The 18,495-nt window shown below is 67.4% G+C and carries 19 protein-coding genes, 2 tRNA genes and 1 pseudogene; 2 read left to right on the top strand and 20 right to left on the bottom strand.

Going from position 1 to position 18,495, the window contains the following annotated elements; genetic code table 11:
* Positions 1-17 precede the first annotated feature (17 nt).
* The 9 genes from ACIP8W_RS19745 to ACIP8W_RS19705 form a co-directional block, all read right to left on the bottom strand.
* Positions 18-644 carry a hypothetical protein gene (locus ACIP8W_RS19745; RefSeq protein WP_402203874.1) on the bottom strand — a complete coding sequence of 209 codons (627 nt, stop codon included), beginning with the start codon at positions 642-644 and terminating at the stop codon, positions 18-20.
* A gap of 42 nt (positions 645-686) precedes the next feature.
* Positions 687-1,496, bottom strand: a complete 810-nt coding sequence (locus ACIP8W_RS19740) for a hypothetical protein (protein ID WP_402203872.1) — start codon at positions 1,494-1,496, stop codon at positions 687-689.
* Entirely contained in the window at positions 1,477-2,970 is a 1,494-nt protein-coding gene (locus ACIP8W_RS19735; RefSeq protein WP_402203870.1) for a phage portal protein, read from the bottom strand. The genes ACIP8W_RS19740 and ACIP8W_RS19735 overlap by 20 nt, the downstream gene beginning before the upstream one ends.
* Before the next feature lie 12 nt (positions 2,971-2,982).
* Positions 2,983-4,695, bottom strand: coding sequence for a terminase (locus ACIP8W_RS19730; RefSeq protein WP_402203868.1), 1,713 nt, complete (start codon positions 4,693-4,695; stop codon positions 2,983-2,985).
* 19 nt (positions 4,696-4,714) lie between these two features.
* The gene (locus tag ACIP8W_RS19725) at positions 4,715-5,179 is read right to left on the bottom strand and encodes a hypothetical protein (RefSeq protein WP_402203866.1); all 465 of its coding nucleotides are present in this window, start codon (positions 5,177-5,179) and stop codon (positions 4,715-4,717) included.
* Entirely contained in the window at positions 5,179-5,454 is a 276-nt protein-coding gene (locus tag ACIP8W_RS19720; protein ID WP_402203864.1) for a hypothetical protein, read from the bottom strand. Before ACIP8W_RS19720 ends, ACIP8W_RS19725 begins: the two co-directional genes overlap by 1 nt.
* A 45-nt stretch (positions 5,455-5,499) precedes the next feature.
* Complete coding sequence (locus tag ACIP8W_RS19715; protein WP_402203863.1) at positions 5,500-6,102, bottom strand: DNA primase; 603 nt, start codon at positions 6,100-6,102, stop codon at positions 5,500-5,502.
* A 265-nt stretch (positions 6,103-6,367) separates the two neighbouring features.
* On the bottom strand, positions 6,368-6,691 hold the full coding sequence (locus ACIP8W_RS19710) for an HNH endonuclease (protein ID WP_402203861.1): 324 nt from the start codon (positions 6,689-6,691) through the stop codon (positions 6,368-6,370).
* A gap of 531 nt (positions 6,692-7,222) precedes the next feature.
* Positions 7,223-7,444, bottom strand: coding sequence for a hypothetical protein (locus ACIP8W_RS19705; protein WP_402203859.1), 222 nt, complete (start codon positions 7,442-7,444; stop codon positions 7,223-7,225).
* Positions 7,445-7,852: 408 nt separating this feature from the next.
* Between ACIP8W_RS19705 and ACIP8W_RS19700 the strand changes: the two genes are divergently transcribed.
* Positions 7,853-8,455: a DUF4352 domain-containing protein gene (locus ACIP8W_RS19700; RefSeq protein ID WP_402203857.1), complete on the top strand. Its 603-nt coding sequence runs from the start codon at positions 7,853-7,855 to the stop codon at positions 8,453-8,455.
* Between the two features lie 64 nt (positions 8,456-8,519).
* On the opposite strand, the gene ACIP8W_RS19695 is transcribed toward ACIP8W_RS19700, so the two are convergent.
* From ACIP8W_RS19695 to ACIP8W_RS19660, 8 genes and pseudogenes are all read right to left on the bottom strand, one after another.
* Positions 8,520-8,597 (bottom strand) — tRNA-Pro (locus ACIP8W_RS19695).
* Between the two features lie 465 nt (positions 8,598-9,062).
* Positions 9,063-9,137, bottom strand: a tRNA-Arg gene (locus ACIP8W_RS19690).
* An 814-nt stretch (positions 9,138-9,951) separates the two neighbouring features.
* Positions 9,952-11,706, bottom strand: coding sequence for a recombinase family protein (locus ACIP8W_RS19685; protein ID WP_402203856.1), 1,755 nt, complete (start codon positions 11,704-11,706; stop codon positions 9,952-9,954).
* A gap of 15 nt (positions 11,707-11,721) precedes the next feature.
* Positions 11,722-11,830 (bottom strand): annotated as a pseudogene (locus tag ACIP8W_RS19680) (LLM class F420-dependent oxidoreductase); the annotation flags it as partial.
* A 33-nt stretch (positions 11,831-11,863) separates the two neighbouring features.
* Positions 11,864-12,442, bottom strand: a complete 579-nt coding sequence (locus tag ACIP8W_RS19675) for a DUF6099 family protein (protein ID WP_401955982.1) — start codon at positions 12,440-12,442, stop codon at positions 11,864-11,866.
* 144 nt (positions 12,443-12,586) lie between these two features.
* The gene (locus ACIP8W_RS19670) at positions 12,587-12,913 is read right to left on the bottom strand and encodes a nucleotide pyrophosphohydrolase (RefSeq protein WP_401955983.1); all 327 of its coding nucleotides are present in this window, start codon (positions 12,911-12,913) and stop codon (positions 12,587-12,589) included.
* Between the two features lie 20 nt (positions 12,914-12,933).
* Positions 12,934-14,100: an ATP-binding protein gene (locus ACIP8W_RS19665; RefSeq protein ID WP_401955984.1), complete on the bottom strand. Its 1,167-nt coding sequence runs from the start codon at positions 14,098-14,100 to the stop codon at positions 12,934-12,936.
* A 216-nt stretch (positions 14,101-14,316) separates the two neighbouring features.
* A complete protein-coding gene (locus ACIP8W_RS19660; protein ID WP_402203853.1) occupies positions 14,317-14,706 on the bottom strand; it encodes a cell division protein SepF in 390 nt (129 codons plus the stop codon).
* 192 nt (positions 14,707-14,898) lie between these two features.
* Here ACIP8W_RS19660 and ACIP8W_RS19655 point away from each other — a divergent pair, with 192 nt between their 5' ends.
* On the top strand, positions 14,899-15,801 hold the full coding sequence (locus tag ACIP8W_RS19655) for an endo alpha-1,4 polygalactosaminidase (RefSeq protein WP_402203851.1): 903 nt from the start codon (positions 14,899-14,901) through the stop codon (positions 15,799-15,801).
* A gap of 34 nt (positions 15,802-15,835) precedes the next feature.
* Here ACIP8W_RS19655 and ACIP8W_RS19650 read toward each other — a convergent pair whose 3' ends face one another.
* The 3 genes from ACIP8W_RS19650 to ACIP8W_RS19640 form a co-directional block, all read right to left on the bottom strand.
* A complete protein-coding gene (locus ACIP8W_RS19650) occupies positions 15,836-16,966 on the bottom strand; it encodes a DUF5954 family protein (protein WP_401955987.1) in 1,131 nt (376 codons plus the stop codon).
* 147 nt (positions 16,967-17,113) lie between these two features.
* Positions 17,114-17,542: a hypothetical protein gene (locus ACIP8W_RS19645; RefSeq protein ID WP_402203849.1), complete on the bottom strand. Its 429-nt coding sequence runs from the start codon at positions 17,540-17,542 to the stop codon at positions 17,114-17,116.
* Positions 17,543-17,686: 144 nt separating this feature from the next.
* Positions 17,687-18,418, bottom strand: a complete 732-nt coding sequence (locus ACIP8W_RS19640; protein WP_401955989.1) for an HAD family hydrolase — start codon at positions 18,416-18,418, stop codon at positions 17,687-17,689.
* Positions 18,419-18,495 lie beyond the last annotated feature (77 nt).

The following is an 18,495-nucleotide window of genomic DNA, read 5'->3' as shown; positions in this document are numbered from 1 at the left end:
CCTCCAAGAGGGAATGGTCAGGTCTTGTTGTGCTTCTGCCGGTAGCGCTCCGCACCGGAGCTGACCGACGTGGCGCCGTTGACGTCGGAGCCGCGGGCGCCGCCCGCGCGAGGTGCGGAGGCAGGAACCGCAGGGGCGAACGTCGCGAGCAGTTCGTCCGCGTCCGCCTCCAGTTCCTCCTTCGTGGATCCCTGGAGTCGCGCGGCCTGCGCGGAGGTGAGCGCCTTCGACATGGCGACTTCGAGGAGCAGCGCCTTGCGCACAGCGGCGTCAGCCTCCGCACGGGCGGTAGCTGCCGCCTGCTCCGCAGTCGTCTTCTCTGCGGTGATGCGCTCGTTCTCCGTCAGCTCCGCCGCCTGGCGCTTCTTCAGCTCCTCGTCGGCAGCGCGCAGCCGCTCCAGCTCCGCAGCGTCGGGGCCGGACTTCGACGCCGCCTCGTGCTTGCGGGCGTGGTGCTTCCAGTACGCCACCTGATGCTCGGGCGTCATGTCGGCCGTCGGAGTGTTGTCCGGGTAGCCGTGCTCGTTGACAGCAGCAGCACCGCCACCGCCTCCCCCGCCGGCGCCCGGGTCGTCCTCGTGGAGGGCCCAGGGCTGCGCGGAGAAGGTCAGGAGGTTGCGGCGCGCGAGAGTGCGACGAGGCATGTTGTGTTTCCCCTGTCGGGAGTCGTCGGCCCGTGGCGGGCGTCAGGTCGGAAGGTTGATGTCGTCAGGGCCGGTGAAGCGCTGCCCCGCATAGCCGAGGACCGGGCCCAGTTCCCCATGGTCGTTGGCGATGATGATCTTTCGGTAGTCGACCGCACGGCCTCCGCGGTCGCTCTTGCCCAGCGCCTCTTCCACAAGATCGTGAATGCGCTCCAACTTGTCTTCGTCGATGACCTGGCCCGGGTCCTCATCTGCGGTCACGAGCTTCACCAGGCAGTCACAGCCCGGGTGGATCGGCGCCAGGCCCCGCTTCAGGTATCGCTGTGTCGACGCAATCATGCAAAGGGCGCAGTCGTATTCGCCCTGCAACTCGCGCACGGTGTATGCGAAGCGAGGCATCTCATCGCCCACCTCGCGCACGGTGTGCGTCTTGGCTAGCTGAAGATCCGTCTTGGCGATCGTCTCCAGCCGGTGCCCGCCCTGCTTCAGAGCGACGTCGAACGAGACGCCACGGTCCAGCGCGGCCCACACCTCTTTGAACGGCCTCTCGTACACAGTCGCCGGATCGACGTCACGCAGCGCCCGCCCGGTGACCCTGTCGAAGTCCAGATCGACCCGCGGTCGGCGGGCGTCCACCTCCGCGTAGAGCTGCTCCAGGTACGTCGCCGTGAGCGCCGCCACCTTGCGCTCACCGGCAAGAATCACAGGGAGCGCAGTGCGCTGGAAGCGCCGCACGTCGGAGCCGCGCCAGGATCCGAGTCCGGTCCACGCCCGGCTCGTGCGCCCGAGGACGCTCGTCCACACTGCGCCAACGGCCGTTCCGTACTGCCGGTCAAGCCGCGACAGGGTCATCCGCGCTCCGTCCAATCACGGTCCGGGTGTCACGGGGCTGAAGCTGCGTGGGCTGCGGTTGCTCGGCGTCGGGCGTGGCGTTGAGGGCATCGGCCGCACGGTCGATCTCCATTCGGGAGATCTGCGACGGGGTGTACCCCATATCCTCCATGCGCTGACGCCACGGTACGCCAGCCGCCTGCTTCTTCACAGCAGCGTCGGCCAGCTCGGAAACAGTGCGGGACTCGGGATCGCGCCACACGGTTTCCAGGTCCCATGCTTCGGCCTTCTTCGTGTCTCCGAGGACACGGAAGGCAAGCCGCATGACACCCTCCCAGCCCTCACCCAGCTCGTCCTGACGATCTTCCACCTTCGCAACGAGACCAGTCTCCGCGGCCTTCAGAGCGTCGCCGGAGACGTTGACCACGGCTCCGATGATGTAGTGCGGAGGCGTTCGGGAGATGGCGGCCAGGTCCTGTACCGCGGACTCCACCGACCGTACGTAGGGAATGAGGTCCGTCGCGCTGAACTCCCCGAACTTCACTTCGGGGTTGTCGGTCGTCCACAGCTTTCGGATATCCAACTGAAACGGCTGGATCTTCGCCCCGGTGACAGGGTCCTCGTCGACCTCCAGACCTGCGGCCCAACGCTGTCTGAATGCACCGTACTTCATCGCCCCAATCAGCATGATCAGTGACAGGTTGATGCGGTTCTGGATACGAAGTACGTCCTCGTGCTCCGCAAAGCCTGCAAGACTCCGCTGACGCCTGTTGATGAAGGGGACGAGCGGGACGACACCCAGACTGTTTACGCTCTCCCCATCGGTCGCGTTCGGAAGCTGGAAGGCATCCCACGCCTTAAGCGACGCGGACCGTCCGCCGAAGGTCGGGGCGTCAGTCTTGGTCACGAAGTCGTGTTCACTGCCCGGTAGCCAGAGCTTCGCTCGGGTGTTGCCGGTCCAGTCGTCTCGCCACATCTTGAGGCCGGCAGCCAACTCGCGCCGGTTACCCTGAGCATGCTCAACAGCCACCTGGCGGGGCGTCTCGTGGGTGAGCTGAGGACGGCCGTTATCGCCACGCTCTACCAGGACGAAAGCTCTTCGCTGCGCGGCGGCGCCATAGTGGACAAGACCAGAGTCGGCCTTCATGTGGTTCTCGCGCCAGATGCGTTGAGCATCCTCGTCTGCCTTGGCTCGCTCGCCTCCGCTGCTGCCAAAGCGGAACCCTTCGACTCCGAGACGTTCCACCGGCGAGTCAAGGACGAGGGACACCCAGTTGGTTCGCGCATCCTTCATCCACTCCGCCACTTCGCGCGGGTCAAGGCCCGGTACGGACGGAAGTGGGACCTTGCCCTCTGCGTACTTGCGCAGGGTGTCAAGGCCGGGCTCGGTCTCACCGTCCTCGTCAATGCTGTCCTGGCGCTCGTCCAGCAGCTTCTTCCCCAGCCGCTGAAGCCACCATCCGGGAGACTCCACCTGCGTCGCATCAATAGGCACTAGCGGACCTCCTTAGAAGGCAACGAGTCGGGACGAGCGCTTCTTGCGCTTCGTGATTCCTGCGGCAACGGCGTCGGCACGGGCCTCATACGCGAGGGTCGCGGCCATGGCAGCGTCGATCTTCTTCGGGGACTTCGGGTGCTCCTTGCCGATGCCCAGCCGGTTACGGCCCATCGGCCGACGCTTGGCGTTCAGCACGTGTCTGGAGAGGGCAGCGCCCTTGCGGGCGTGATCGCTTTCAGCGTCGTCGACCCGGTCCGTCCCACACCACGTGAGGCCCTGATCCTCCACGGCCTCCACGAAGCGATTGAGCGCCTGCTCCATGGCCGTCGGTCGGTTGGTCCACCACTCCATCGGACGGGCCTGTGTGGCGCGTACCTGGAGTGCCTCGCCGTGGTCGCGGGTCCAGGCATCTACGTAGTCCTGCCAGTGCGGCGGGTCGCAGTAGAAGCCGGCGACGTCGTAGCGCTCGAAGGCGCGGGCCACTGCGGAGTCGACGGCCTCTCGGTCGACCTGCCAGCCGTCGCCCTCGGGGCCCTCGGGCCGCTCCCACACTCCGAGGAGCTGTAGGTGGCCGTCCGTCACGCGACAGGCAACGAGGGCCGTGGCGTCGTCGCGAATGGATCCGTCGAAGCCTAGTGTGATCAGATCACCGGAGTCGATCTCCTCGTCTCGTCGGCAGAGCCGCCAGGCGTCGGAATCCATCCACGCATCAGAGCTGCTCTGCTGAGAGTTGAGGAAGTAACGTTTGCCGTCCGCAGCGTCGTTGCGGAGGTCGTAGAAGTCGTCGACGAGGCTGTCCTCGTCGATCCACTCCATCGCGTCGCTGTAGGCGTCACGGAGGGCGGCGCGGAGAAGGTCCTCGTTCTTCAGGTCCTTGCAGACGCCGTACCGGTGGTCGTACAGGAGTCGTGATCGGCCGCGCTTCTTGCGACCCTCGCGGATCGCTTCGGCTTCCTCGTAGGTCCGCTCAGCCACCGAGTCCTGCCCAGGGGCGAACATCGTCGTGGTCTCCAAGTACCACGTGCCGGCGCCCTTCTTACGCTTGCGTAGGTTCCGGGTGACGGTCGCATACATGCGCCGCAGCTCGGGAGTGTTGTAGAGGTGGGTCTCGTCGAACACGACGAAGGTCTCTTTACCGCCGTCCTTCGACGACGACGAGGCGGTAGACGGTGTGACCTCCCCGCCCTGCGGAAGGTTGATCTTCGTCAGGCCCGGGTCGATGCCCGGAATGGCCGACAGAGGCGACGCCTCGTCGGTCAGGTTGAAGTAGATGGTGTCGTAGACGTTGCCGGTCTGTCCCTCCTCCGTCGCCATGATGCGGAGGTAGGGGACCTTGACCGGCCGCCCCATGGGCTCGCCTGGCTCGTAGACGTACTCAAAGCCGAAGCCCCACGGGTCGCGGTAGACCTCTCCACCCTCCGCCCAGCCGGCGAAGCGGGCGGGACCGAGCGCCTCGAAGAGTCCGATGCGGGCACCAAGTCCGCTCTTGTCGCAGCCCTTCGGGCGGGAGAAGAACGCGGAGTCGTAGAGGAGCTTGCCCTCGTCGTCGTCCAGGGCGTAGCAGTCGACGACGAAGCCCGTGTACTCGTCGCCGTGGCGGACGGGCTCGCCCTGGACGTCGCCAGGTCCGTGGACGACGAAGTACTCCATCCACGCGACCGCCAGCCATCCGAGGGAGCGGGAGCGGTCGTGGCCGGGGGCGCGTACCGTGACGTGCGGCATCGGCACCCCCTCTCGTCGGTCAGCCGGTCAGCCTCGCTCGTCGGGAGTTGATGTCGGAGACCGTGCCGGGGGCCTGTGCGGGCGCCTGACGAGTTGGCGTCGGGTCGTCGACCTTGAGCTTCAGCCGGGCCCTGTCCTCCGGCGTGGCGCCGAATTTGGCGGCCCTGAGGCGCACTTCAGACGCGAAGTCCCATCGGCCCGCGGACCACATCTTGTGGTGCATCAGAGCAGTGTCGATAAGGAAGTCCCAGTCGGTGTCTACGAAGGTCTGAGCCATCGGCGACGTGCGCCAGGACTCCCACCACGCAACGGTGCGCGGGTGCCACTCGATGATCTCGCCAGTCTTCTCATCGATGCCCAGGACACCGCCAGGGAGGTCGGGGCCGCGGAGTTCGTCGTCAGGGGTGAGGGTCGTCTCTGGCTCCGTGGCGTTGCGTCTGCGGCGCTTCGATGGGTCCTTGGGTGCGGGTCCACGGCCGGCCATCAGTCACGCTCCGGCCAGTGCCAAGTACCGCCACTGCGTGCGGACTCCGACTGGAAGACTCCAGCGTTGAAGAACATCCCGGTGGGGTTCAGCACGGCCAGGCTCACGCGGCAGCGTTGATCTTCGTCACAGCTCTCGATGTCTGCTTGTGCAACGTCGTTGCCTTCGAGCGGAGTTACCTCCGTGACGATGGCAGCGCGGCACTGAGAAGCGTGCTCACCACCGGGCGTGCCGTAACTGACGTAGTGGACGATTCGTCCGATGGACGGCTTCACAGGGACCTCCCAGGTATGAACGGCTCCTGCCGCCCATGTCGGAGGCTAGCGAGCCGTCAGGTTGGTAACCACCGCGGAGAGGTCCGCGAGGATCGACGGAGACAAGCCATGTCGGCGCCCCGTCATTGCGATGTACCGGCCGGTCCCGTAGATCTCCACGGCCGTACCGTCGGGGCGTCGGATGCGTCGTCCCTGTCGGACGGTCGCGCGGCCCCAGATGTGCAGTCCGTCGCCGGACGGGGACACCTCTACGTAGGTGGTGCCCGCGTCGCGCACGATGGCCGCTGCCCACGGCGCCAGGCGGCCCGTGAGCGGGTTCAAGCAGTGATCCAGGTCCAGACAGACGATGTCGTCCTCGTCGCTCAGGACGAAGCCCAGACCGACGCCGGCCGTCGAAGCGGTGGCGTCCCGGTGCATGCTCCACGTCCGCAGGTCCGTGCTGCTGGCTGCCGTGCCGGCGACCGTCAGCGGGACCTTCGTGGACGAGCGTCGGATCCACCTGTCGCGGGTCGTCAGCTCACGGGGCACTGCGTTCTTCTTCGCCGCTCGGTGCGACGCCACACGGCAGCGCGTGGAGCAGAAGCGGGCCCGGTGCGAGTGCCTCGCTCCGAGATGCTCCGGGCACCACTCGCAGGTTCGTGTGTTCATGAGGTCCATCCTACCGGGCATGTAACGGTAAAACCAGCCCTGACCTGGGACTTTCTAGTGTCGCCTCAGACCGGATCGCTATACTCCCGCCTGCCGAATCAAGGGTCGGATCAGTCCACGGGGTCGGCGTTCGTCCGCCCAGCGGGCGCACAGAGGCGCCGTTCCCCAAGTCCCCAGACCCGTACAGACCGCGACGCCCAGCACCTCTTCGGTCTTCTGATCTTTGGGGCCGAGATTACCCCCCTGGGGTACAGCGTAATGATCATCAGGCGGCGGGCGACCACTCCAGTTGATCACTCTTCGACGAGTTGCAAAGGAAGTGCGCTGCCCTGATGTTGGCCATCGTGTGTCCGCCACCCTTGGCGATCGGTACCACATGATCAAGTGTGGGCGCAAGCGGAGAAGGTGCAACAGATGATCGGTCTATGGCTTCGCCACACAGATGACAACGCCAATCATCACGCTGGAACACGCGTGCTCGATAGATGGGCTCTCGCTCCACCGCACGCTCACGGGCGCGCCTGACGTCACCCTTGGTGCGGTCGTAGCACGCTCGGGAGCAGTGAGAAGCCACCGAACCACCGCGCATGCGCACTACATACTGGACTCCGCAGCGCATGCACGTGGTGCCCGCCCACACGGCACTTCCGCGTGTGCCTCGCGCTGCTCGCTTGGTACGTCGCTGAGCAAGCGATCTGCGCGAGGGAGCAGGCTTAGCCTGACCTCGATATGCCGCGCTCTTACACCCGTTCGAGCAGTACTTGGCATCCCTACGTGCGGTCCGCCATGTGCACCCGCACATCACACAGGTGCGCTCCACGCTGTTCCATCCCGGGTTTGCCTTCCGCTCCTCCGCGATACGGTCTTTCACACGGGCGTAGTACTCAGCACGTCGGCCGTCAGCAGCACGCTTCTTCGAGTACGCCCGTCTTTCGCACAGAGGCTTGCAGTACTTCCGCCTGCGCGGGGCGCTGAACTCCACACCGCAGGGCTTGTACTCACACGTCAAGTCGTACGCCATGTCTGCTCCAAGGAATGGCGAAGGGCCCCGACGCCTTGGAACGTCAGGGCCCTCCTGTCCGCGGGGATCAGCCGCGGATGTCTTTGTGTGGTTGTGGTGCTAGCCGGCCGTAAAGCCGATGGCCTTGTTCTCCTCGCGCACGTGGTCCCCCTTGACCTCGACTGAGGAAGGGATCAGGACGAGCGTCACAGTGGTCGCCTCGTCTGCGCCCGTCTGGATCTTCGGAACCCGGGCCAGCAGACCAACGTCAACGCCGTTCACACGAACGTTCGTCGGGATGACTGCCGACCCGGGCTCGTGGTCCGTCTCCACGATCTCCACTCGCGCACCCGGAACATGAGTCACTCGTCCTCCAACGCAGGGTGTATCGGCTTCGGGCGGTGCACGCTCACCCGCGCCAGGGCTGCGGCTGTGCCCCCCTCGCTGCTGCTCTTGTGCGTGTGGTGCCAGCCGCACAGGAGTTGGAGGTTCACGTCCCTGTGATCGTCGCCGGGGACGATGTGGTCCACGTCAGTGCCGGGCAACTCGCATCGTCGGCCGTCGCTGTAGAGCGCCGTGCAGAGTCCACCGTCACGACGGATGATCCGCCGTCGGATGGTCGGCCAGTTCTTCGGGAGGCGCTGACGTCGCGCACTGCCGTCCCACGCCATTCCGCCACCTCCACCGGGGCTTGTGTCCTACGCTGAGGCTCTTGCGCGGCAGGGGGCCGCTGAAGAATCAGGGGGGATCATGAGATCGTTCGTACACCGTGCTGCCTTTTTCGCGGCGCCGGCCATCGCTGTCAGCGTGCTCGTCACGGGGTGCTCGTCAGAGCCGGAAGCGGCTAAACCAGTGGCTACCGAAGCGGCCGTAGAGAAGGCCGTAGAGCCTGCTGAGGCGCCCGAGAAGCCATCACCCTCCGCCTCTGCCGGACCGCCGCTGAAAGTCGGTCAGACGGGCACGTACGACGTCGTGGAGACCGATGAGTACGGGGAGAACCCGACCAAGGCGACCACGATGCAGGTGACCGTCAAGGGCGCCAGGTACGTGACGCCCGCGGACGTCGACACGACCAACGAGCCGGAGCTTGGCCAGTACGTTCTTCTCACACTCACGCTGAAGAACATCGGCTCGAAGCCAGCCGACTTCGCCGCGTATGGCGTCACCACGTGGGAGAACGACGACATGGCCTCGCAGGACGCGACTACGTTGGAGACCGTCGACGGACCGGATCTGGACACGACGTACAAGCCGGGGCAGTCCGTCACGGGCTCGCTCATCCTCGACGTCGGCGCGAAGGGCGGGATCATCGCCTACGACAGCGGCCTGTTCCGGGTGGAGCTGCCGAAGTAGGCGGCCCCGGAAAGTGCTCAGCCCCACTCACGGGAACATTCCTCCGTGGCGGGGCTGATCTGTGTGGTCGGGATAGCAGGATTCGAACCTGCGGCCCTCCGCTCCCAAAGCGGATGCGCTGTCCAAGCTGCGCCATATCCCGTCGGAGCCCCTACCAAGTTGAGCTACTGCGGCATGTACTGTCCGGGTCCCGCCGTCGGACAGCGTTGCTCCGGCCCGGACAGGCCACCGACCACGCCCTCTGTGATGCCTACAGATGCTTCACAGCCGATCTAAAGTGGGCCGTATGGATGACCTCTTACACGAGCTTGCCGAAGTACAGGAGCTGTCAGTTCTCGTCGACGAGACGGACGGCTTCGCACGGCGGCGGGAGTTCCTTCTGCGTCGCGCGGCCGCCGTGGATCGACTCTCCCTGATGCCACCTGGAACAGGGTCAGCAGCCACGGACGCCGTCGCGAGCATGGCAGTGGCAGAAGACGCCACTACGTGCGCGAAAGCGCTTCTGATGTACGACATCGAGAACGGCACCGGGCGCGGCCCGCTGGAGGCCACTGACCAGCAGTGGACCACGCGACTGCGCGGGTACGTACGCCAGGAGTTCGCTGCGTGGTCCCAGGAGGACTCGAACCCCCGCCCTCCGCATCCGTAGTGCGGCGCTCTATCCGGACTGAGCTACGGGACCGTGCACGGGGCGAGCGAGGAGCCGCGCCATTCGCCGGCCACCGTCGCACTCGCTCCGTGAGTTCATGGGTTGATCGTTCCTCGGTGCCGCGAACACGTCGGCCCGTACCGGGCCAGCCGGACACATCCGTCGACCGGGCAGGGCGGCGCGTAGGCCGCGGGTCGGACCGTCTGGCGCCGGTAGCGCGCGATGGCGTGCCCAGGGCACCAGGGACCGACTACGGCGTCCTGAGCGCACTCAGGGTCGCGGCAGGAGGGTCTGATCAGGTCTGGCACGGTCACGGTGGCGCCCCTTCGTCGATGAGGGGCTCGTCCACCCCGCCCCTTAGTTATGTGGGGGTAGCCGGGAGTTGTGACGCGTCGCGTACAAGAATCTGACGTCGCTCAACCCGCCTGCCACGCGGGAGGAGAGTTCCGCGGAGGCAGGGAGCGACGTCAGCGGGGGAAGCGATGAGATCGTCTTCTCCCTACCTTAGTTACGTGGGGTGGGTGACGCGCGGCGGATGTGACGCGTCTTCCCCCTCCGACGAACCTCGTTCAAAATGACAAACTAACCCTATATTTTCCTTTCTCCTTAACGCGCGTTAGAGAGAAGTGAAGTAGGGGGTTAGTTTGTCATTTTGAACGAGGTGCGGCCGATCTGGCGACCGTGCGTAGTCATTGGAGAGTGAATCCTCACCTATGGTAGTTATCCATAGGCACCTGTGGATAACTACCATCAGCGGGGGAGGAGGTGGAGGTCGACGAGTGGCGGCCAGCGTCCGCCGACGCCCCCGCCGGGCCGGTAAGCCGACGGGAGCATCGTTATCGTTTAGTTACTTGAGCGTCTCGTGATTGCTAGCGGGCGCAGCCCACTCGATCTCGATCCGGTCCTCAGCGCGCTCTCGGTGACTTCCCCTCTTCGTCGTGGCAGGGGTGACGAGGATGTGGTCCACGAAGAGGCTCAGGAACGATCGCCGCTCCGATACGTCCCACCGGTTCCACACCCCGTTAGGGGCGAATGGGTCCCCCTCCGAGTTGGCGAACCATTCGTCCACCGGCAGACGCGCCTGCGTGGTCGCCTTGGCCGTGAGTTCGCGGACACGTGTGTCGCATCGCTCCTCGTGAGCGGCGTACTTGGCCATGGTGTCCGCGAACGCCTTCCGCGCAGTTGGCCCCACGTAGGCCCCGCGGTCCTCGGAAAGCTCCCTGATGCTCTGCTGGACGTGCTCAAGCTGCGCCTCCTGCTCTACCAGCTCCGCAGCCGCTTCCGGATCCGTACCTTGCACAGCGAAGCGCTCCGCGGCAACCGCAAGCCATTCGACGTCCTGCGGGTTCGACGGATCGAGCGCCCCAAGACGGGCCCACGTCCGTTCTGACACGATCGCGTCGACCGCTGCCATCTGGATACTCAGCACGTGCCGGGGAACGTCTCTGACGGCGCGTTGGAGGTTGCACTTGTAGGCGCCGGGGTGGCGTGCCACGGTTAGCCCCGAACGGCACGGTCCGCAGAGCAGCAGGTTCCACGACCCCAGAAGGGTCTGAGCGCCTGTCCGGTCGGTCCGACGCTCCGGCTTACGTCCGTCCAGCACCTGCTGGAGCTTGTACCAGTCGTGAACGGTCATGAAACCCTTGTGGGGACGGACGGGTTCGCCGTCGTCGTCGCGGAGGATCGTGCGGTGACGGCTCTTCGGGTCACGGGGGCCTATGGCGAAGCCGGCCAACCGAGGGTCTCGCAGGATTCGGTTCACGACCGTGGGAGACCACACATAATCGGCCCTGTCGTCCTCTCCGGACTTGCGAGACTTGGTAGCGGCCTCACGTCGGGCGGCCCCTTCCTTTTCCTCCAGAGAACCCAAAGCCGTCAGCACCCCGCTCTTTGTCATTTTAAGCGCGATGGCGTGCGTCTTGACTCCTTCCTCGGCTTGTCGAATCAGCTCCCGAACCGCATCCGCAGGCGTCGACTTTGGGCCGATGGGTTCAACACTTTCCTCGCCCGGAGAGAGAACGCGGATGGTCAGACCGTCGACGCTCACCGATTCGGCCTTGAATCCGAAGGGCACTGGCCCGCTGGAGTGGCTACCCTTTGTCCGAAGCTTCGCGAACGCGTCGCGGATGAACTTGCTCTTGTTCTTGCTCTCCTGATGTGCCAGACCGGCGATGAGAGCGAAGAACGCCACGCCGAAAGGGTTGTCGTCGCTCGTATTGATGAACGGCTCCTGGGTGCTGACGAGCGCAACACCGTACTTCGCCAACTCCTGCTGGATCCGCAGCGCTTCAGCGGCCCCCTGCCGCGTCAGGCGTGACAGCATGTAGATCACTACGACGTCGAACTTCCGAGCGCGCGCGTCCGCCATAAGTCGCTCGAACCCGGGCCTGACGACGTTTGGGTCGTACCCGGAGAGCCCGACATCCGAGTAGTCGATGTCGACGTGGCGCCAGTTGTCTTGGGAGTTGATGTACGCGACGCTCTTGTCGCGCTGCATCCGTGGCGACGCCTGGCTGTCCAGTTCGCTCTTGTGGCTCTGCCGCTCGTACGATACTGCCCTGACCATGTCGTGGTCCCTGTCCCCCAGGGCGATTAGCTCCATGGGTAGTTAAGGTACCGGTTCTGAAGAAGGCGTCGAACCCCAGGTCCTCGGTGGCCTTGGCCACGGTCAGCAGTTTCTCGTAGCTCGCCCCTTGCTGGGGCTCGGTGAAGATTCGAAGATCCATGGGATCCATCCTGCACCTTCGCCCCGAGGCGATTCACACCACCGGCGAGTCCGCCGGACCACCGAGCCCTCGAACGCCCTCGGGAAGTCCGCCGCTCCGCTCCCACTCCCACCCCACCCCGGTCTCCCACTCCCGCTCCCGGTCTCTCTCCCGTTCCCGCTCGCGCTCCTGCTCCCGGGTGGCGAGTCGGTGCAGCATCCCGCCCACCCGGTCGTTCGACTCGTCGGCCGCGTCGATCGCCTCCATGCACTGCCAGTACAACGCCTCCTCGTCCGTGCCACACGCCACCGCGACCAGCGCGATCCCCACCTCGCCCAGCAGCGCCCCGAGCGCGGCCAGCGCCGCACCGATATCCGGCACCCCTGCCAGCCGCGCCGCCCGTATCCCACCCACGCCCAGTGCGGGCGGGTCCGACACCGCGCAGCCACGCCCGCCCGCCTCGACCAGCTGCCGCGCCTCCCCCCTCAGCTCCCGCGGCCCCCGCAACACGAGATGACCGCCGATCGCCTGCGCGAGGGCCTGTGCCTGCCATGCCTCCGCGATCACGTCCAGCGCGCCCGCACTCCCCGCCAGTGCATGGCGGCTCACCCCGATGAGCCGTTCCGCATTCATCCGCCGCCCCCATTCCTCCCGCTGTCCTGCCCGCTCACGCCACTACCCAGAGTGAGGGAACAGCGACAGAAAGGCCAGAGCATTGCGGAAATCTGTGGACAGCAGACCCGTTGTGCATAACTCCGTCACTCCGCAGAGTGACGATCAGGCCGAAGGCGGGCCGTCCACGGGCCTCTTGGGCGGGAAGCGGACCTCATTCCGCTCCATCTTGGCGGCGAGCGCCGCCAGCGGATCGACGTCCAACGCCTCGCAGAACTGGAGCAGATACGCGAGCACATCCGCCACCTCGTCGGTCACCCGGTGGGCCGACTCCGGATCCTCCATCACCCGCGCCGACTGCTCGGGGGTCAGCCACTGGAAGATCTCCAGCAGCTCCGACGCCTCGACACTCAGCGCCGCCGCCAGATTCTTGGGTGTGTGGTACTGCTCCCAGTCGCGGGCCGCCGCGAACTCGGTCAGTCTGCGCCGCAATTCGGTTACTCCATGATCCGTCACGGATCCAGGTCTACCACCGTCACACCGGCCGCCCCGCGCGCGTACGAGGCGTCGCCGACCGTACCCACCAGTCTGAGCCTGCCCTCCGCGCAGACCTCCGCCGCCAGCGAGAGCAGTTCCCGCGCCTGCCGCCGGTCGAGGCTCCGGTCGAATCCGTCGGCCAGTACCGTGAGCGACCGCAGCGCCGGGGGCACCTCGACGGGCTGGTCGGACAAGTCGCCCAGGGCCGGACCGCCCTCCCCGGTGAGCAGGACGAGCGCCAGCGCCAGATAGCGCAGCTCGCCCTCGCCGAGCCGGTCGACGGGGGTGGCGGCCCTGGCTCCCGAGACGTCCCTGGCCAGCAGCGCCCGTACCGTACCGTCGGCGAGTCTCTCGACGGACAGCTCCGTCACCGGGCCCGCGCAGCCGGCGCGCGCGGCGGCGGCGAGGCGGCCGGGGAGAGCGCCCGACCGGTCGCGGGCGAGGTCGAGCACCGCCGCCAGATTCCCGCAGTCCCGGTTCAGCCCGCCCGGTCCCACGGCCACCGGCCGCCGCATCAGCCAGGGCTGCGGGTCGCAGACGAAGACGGACCGCAGCCCCAGCACGGCCTGTTCGGCGGCGGCCAGCACCCGTAACTGCCCCGCCGTCACCCCCGCGACCCGCAGCGGCAGCAGCGCCGTGCCCAGCCGGTCGTCCGGCAATGGCGCGCGGGTCACCGGCACCGCGCCCCCCGTGTGCCACGCGGCCTGCACCGAAGGGCGCCCGGGGTCGCGCAGAGCCGTGGTCAGCAGGGTCTGGCCACCGGCGGTCAGGCGTTCGCCGACGATACGGAGCTCCGGCTCGGCCTGGACGGCCAGATCGAGCCGTACGGGACCGGCCGGACCGTCCACCGTGCAGCCGATCCGGAACCCCCGCCTCCCCTGCGCGTCGGCCGCCGCCCGTTCCGGAACGCACGCCGCCGCGTCGGGGAACGCCTCGCCGAGCGAGGCACCGGCCCCGAGCCGCGCGAGCGACTCGTACGCCCTCAGCGCCGTCGACTTCCCGCTGCCGCTCGCCCCGGTGAAGAGCGTCAGCGGGCCCAGCGGAAAGGCCGCCCCTCGGTGCGAGGTGAAGGCGGACAGCCGCAGCTCGGTGACGCCGGGACGCGCGGGGGCCGGTGCCGGACGCGGACGGGAAGCTTCCATGGCCGGACCGTATGCGGCCCCCGCGCTGACGAACCGTTCCTCCGGAGGGACCTTCCCACCTTCGGGGGACGCGCCCGAACACAGAAGCCGGACAGCCGAAATCAGAACAGCTGGATCAGAACAGCCGGATCAGAACCGACCGATCGGAACCGACCGATCGGAACCAGCTGGATCAGAACCGGTTGGATCAAAAACCGTCAGATCCGAACAGCCGGATCAGGGCAGCGTGTCCGCCGCCACCCCCTCGACCTCCGTGCCCACCGGGGCCAGCAGGAAGACGTTCTTGTCGACCCGGTGCATCCCGCTGCCCAGGCCGAACACGACACCGCTGCTGAAGTCGAGGATGCGCTTGGCGACATCCGGCTCGGCCCCGGTCAGATCGAGCAGCACCGGAATCCGGGCGAGCAGATGGTCGGCGACCTCGCGCGCGTCCGCGAACACCTGGACCCGCAGCACGATGAAACGGCGGTTCTCCGCCGCGTACTCCCTCGGAACGGTCCGATGGTCGACCCGCGAGGGCCATTCGTTGCGGCCACGCAGCGGAACGACCTGGGCCAGACCCTCCCACTGCTCATCGGTGGCGTCGTACCTGTCGTACCTGCTCACCGGACCACCCCGCCCGCACGCTGTGTATACATCCATCTATTCTCTCGCTTCTCACCCGTTCGGCCCATCAGCGACACGGCACCGCCCTCGGATCGGCCGGATCCCCTCTCCGGCACGGCTCTTCGTCGTGGCTCTCCGCCCGGTGCGAGACTGACAAGATCCGTCGCGCTGATCCGAGAACGAGGCGTCGCCTTGCCATTCACCCCCACCGCCCCTCCCTCCCTCGCCTCCTTCGCCTCCTTCGCCTCCTTCGCCTCCTTCGCCGCCCGAATATCGGTGGCACCCCTGCTGGTTGCCCTGTCGCTCGCGCTCACCGGTTGCACCGACGCCGGAACCACCACCAGAGCGACCACCGCAACAGCCACCGCCGACCGCGCGGCCCGGCCACCCCGGGCGAACGAGCCCTTCGACTACCAGCTCGGCGGCGCCTACGACCCGCCCGAGGGCGTACGTACGGTCATCAGGGACCGTACGGCCGACCCGGCGCCCGGTGCGTACAACATCTGTTACGTCAACGCCTATCAGGCCCAGCCGGACGCCGTGGAGTGGTGGCAGAAGAACCACCCGAACCTGCTGCTGCGTCATGCGGACGGCACGACCGTCATCGACGAGGACTGGGACGAACCGCTGCTGGACATCTCCACCGCCGGGCGCCGCGCCCAACTGGCGGAGCTGGTGGGCGCGTGGATCGACGGCTGCGCGGACGACGGGTTCGACGCCGTGGAGGCGGACAACCTGGACTCGTATCTGCGCGCGGACGGGCTCCTCGACCGGAAGCAGGCGACCGCCTTCGCCCGACTGCTGGCCGAGCGCGCCCATGCGGCCGGGCTCGCGATCGGCCAGAAGAACGCGGCGGAGATGACCGGTCTCCGGGACCGCATCGGGTTCGACTTCGCCGTCTCCGAGGAATGCGGACGCTATGACGAGTGCGATCGGTACGCCGACGCCTATGACGACCGGGTGCTGGTGATCGAATACCGCCGGGCGGATTTCACGGCCGTCTGCGCACAGTGGGGCGAGCGGCTGGCAATTGTCCTGCGGGACCTCGATGTGGTGCCCGCAGGACAGCGGGGACATATCAACGAGCGCTGCTGAAAGACGCGTTCACCCTGACCCTCGGGATCTCCGGCTATTTCGACGACCGGCGCTCCGCGTGCGTCTTCTCCCTGCGCGCCTCCTCTTCATCGAAGAGATCCTTCAACTTCCTCGCGCTCTCGTCGAGTTCGACGGACGCGTCCGAGTCCTCGTCGTCCTCGGCGGCCAGCCCCTGATCGATCCACTCCTGGTGCTGCGCCATCACCGGGAGCTGCGGATCGGGGTCGCAGGGACGCGGCCCCTCGGGCCCGTCCGGGCCGATCCGTACCAGACGTTCGATGCGTACGACCCTGAAGTGGAGCCCCTCGACCTCCAGTTCGTCGGCCCGCTCGGCGTCGAGCCGGTCCGCCGCGGCGGAGTACGGCGCTCTCTCCTCCTCGTCGAGACCACCCCTCCAGGGGATCATCACCCGCAGCACCATGGCCAGCGAGTCCCGGGCGCCCTGCGGTGTGGTGCGGGTGGCGGTGGAGTTCGGCCGCCAGTGTCCGTGCACCTTCTTGGCCGTCATATAGGTCGCGGGCAGCAACACACCGCCGGGGTGCGAGTACAGGGCGTGTTGTGCGTCCTCGCGGATGCCGTCGGGCACGACGCCCGACATCGGTACCATCGCGAGGAGTTCGACCTTGAGGATGCCTTCGGACATGCCCGTGGGGATGGCCGGGTCGAAGACGAATCCGTCCGCCGGGTCCGGGGCGCGGTACGACTCGCCGGCCGTCATCGGATCCGGGTCGGTCGGGCGCGGGGGTTCGGGGCCCTCGGGTCCCGAGCGTACGAAACACTCCGCCCGCGCGATCCGGTAGCGGACGCCGAGCACGGTCATCCCGTCGGTCTTCTCCCACTCCGTACGTTCCGCCGCCCGCATGCACTCGTCCCGCGCGGCCGTGTCACCGGCCCGCCCCAGCTCCTGCGCCAGTTCACGGAACCGCGAGCCCATGGTGTCGCGCGCGTCCTGCGGGGTCCGTGCGGAGAAGGCGGCGATCAACTCCCAGCCGCCCGCCTCGCGTTCGCGCACCACTCCGAAGAGCGGACCGCCCGCCGAGAGGATGTCCGGATACCTCTCGCGCGCCTGCCACGCCGCCACATCCGCCACTGCCTCGACCGGCCCGTCCGGTCCCGACACCCGGATCGTGCGGTACGCGGGCACGTTGTCACCAAGCTCAGCCATGCGGACCAGCATGCCCACGCGGAGCGCACCCGGGGCGAATACACGGAAACAACAGCCGACCGCGTGACATGAGGCCGCACCCACACCTACGTACGGAACGCGGCCCCGCCATCGCTTTCGATCAATCGGACGCCCGTACGGGCGTGCCTACGGCTTCCTGCGCGGCCACCGGGGAAGCCTCGGCAGCCGCGGCCCTCGGCGCGCGGATCTCGGCGGGAGTACGGGACCGGCGCCCCGGTACGGCACCGGGCCGTCGCCGCCCGGCGCGTCCGTACCACCGTCCGCCGGGGGACGCAGGCCCGCCTTGTCGTACCGGGCGGCGGCGATGACCTCGACGAGCTGCTCCTCGGTGAAGGTCTCGGAGCCGCTCACATGGGGGACGAATCCGACGAGCACACCGTCCTCGACGACCTCGGCCCGCAGCCCCATCACAGGGTCCGTGTCCCAGATCGCCTCGCCGCCGTCGAGGAGCACGATCTGCACCCCGCACTGGTAGACGCCCAGATGCGCCAGGTGGGCCGGCACGCCCCGGGAGCGCAGCGCCGATACGAGACGGCCGGCGCGTTCCTCGTCCATCCGATGGCCATCTCCCTGTGCGGCGACACACGACGCGGCATACGACGCGGCATGCGGTGCCACATGGAGTGCGACATGCGATGCGTCACGCGAGGCAACACACGGTACGACATGCGGCTTCCGGTCGGATATGCCCTCAAGGGTTCATGGTAGGCCGATTTCCCCACCCGGCCCACCCGGTGCGACCCGCGAGACCTGGGCCGGGACCCGGGCGCCCGCCCAGTCCCGTACCTCCGGTTCGTCCAGTGAGCGGACCCAGAGGTCCACCAGCGCCACGGTCCGCTCGTCCGGCCAGGGGCCGACGCCCATGACCCGCATTCCGGCCCGCTCGGCGGCCTGGATCCCGACGTGCGAGTCCTCGACCGCCAGGGTGTCGGCCGGCGCGGCGCCGCAGAGCCGGGCGGCGGTGAGATAGACGTCCGGGTGCGGCTTGGGCCGGATCCCCTCTCGCGGGACCACGATATGGCCGAAGCGGGAGAGCAGCCCGGCGGTGTCGAGGCAGGCTTCGACGACCTCCATCGGACAGTTGCTGGCGACGGCCAGCGGCGCGAACGTCGCCGCCTCCTCGACGAGCCGGCGGGCGCCGGGCATCGTCAGGGGCTGTTCGGCGACCAGCGTGTGGAAGTGGGCGAGCAGCCGGCCGGTCAGCTCCTCGCCCAGTTCGGGGCGTCCGGCCTCCTCGGCCATGAGCTGCCCGCATTCCGTGTAGTGCAGCCCCTTGGCCCGCTCCGCGAATCCCGGAGCGGGGAGGAATCCGTACTCGCGCAATGCGCGAATACGCGCGTCCTGCCAGTGGCATTCGGTGTCCATGAGTGTGCCGTCACAGTCGAAGACGATGGCGGCGGGGGTCCAGGAAAGGATGCGTTGTGCTGTCATCCGATTGTTTCCGTTCGGGGAAAGCCTTTATCGCGGCAGCACTGACCGCCGCATCGGTGCGAAACACCGCAGGCATG

It is taken from the genome of Streptomyces sp. NPDC088554, assembly GCF_044752945.1.
GTDB lineage: Bacteria > Actinomycetota > Actinomycetes > Streptomycetales > Streptomycetaceae > Streptomyces.
This window is presented reverse-complemented; position numbering and strand designations above follow the sequence as displayed.